The organism is Teichococcus deserti (assembly GCF_001982615.1).
GTDB classification, from domain to species: domain Bacteria; phylum Pseudomonadota; class Alphaproteobacteria; order Acetobacterales; family Acetobacteraceae; genus Pseudoroseomonas; species Pseudoroseomonas deserti.
Genome location: NZ_MLCO01000497.1, coordinates 1 through 483, shown reverse-complemented (window position 1 = coordinate 483; position 483 = coordinate 1). Strand labels below are relative to the sequence as shown.

Genomic DNA, 483 nt, shown 5'->3' with positions numbered 1-483 from the left:
CGCGGCGCCTCGCTCGATCCCGCGCAGATCGCCGAGGCGCGGCGCCTGGCGCAGCAGGGCCTCTCCGTCGAATCGGTGGCGTTGTACAGGAAGCTGTTCGGCGGCCCGGTGCCGCCGGCGGCCTTCGCCATCGAATACTACCAGACGCTGGCCGGCACGCCGGACGGTCACCCGGAGGCGCGCGAGGCCGTCGCCCTGCTGGCAGCGAAGCATCCGGCGGATCGCCGGCTGCCGCTGGCGCTCGCCCGGATCATGACCTATCGCGAGGGCTCGCGCTCGGAGGGTATCCGCCGGCTGCAGGCCCTGGCCCAGCAGCCCGATGCCCAGCAGCAGGATCCCATGGGCGACGCCCGCGCCGCCTGGCGCGACGCGCTGCAATGGGAGGCCCTGGCCCCCGAGGCGGCCGGCGGCATCGAGGCCTATCTGCGCCTCTTCCCGAACGACCCGCTGATGCAGCAGCGGCTGGCCGATGCCCGCCGCGCC

Annotated in this window: 1 pseudogene; it reads left to right on the top strand. The window is 74.9% G+C overall.

Annotated features, from left to right (window positions below):
- Nucleotides 1-483 (top strand): annotated as a pseudogene (locus BKE38_RS32635) (hypothetical protein); the annotation flags it as partial.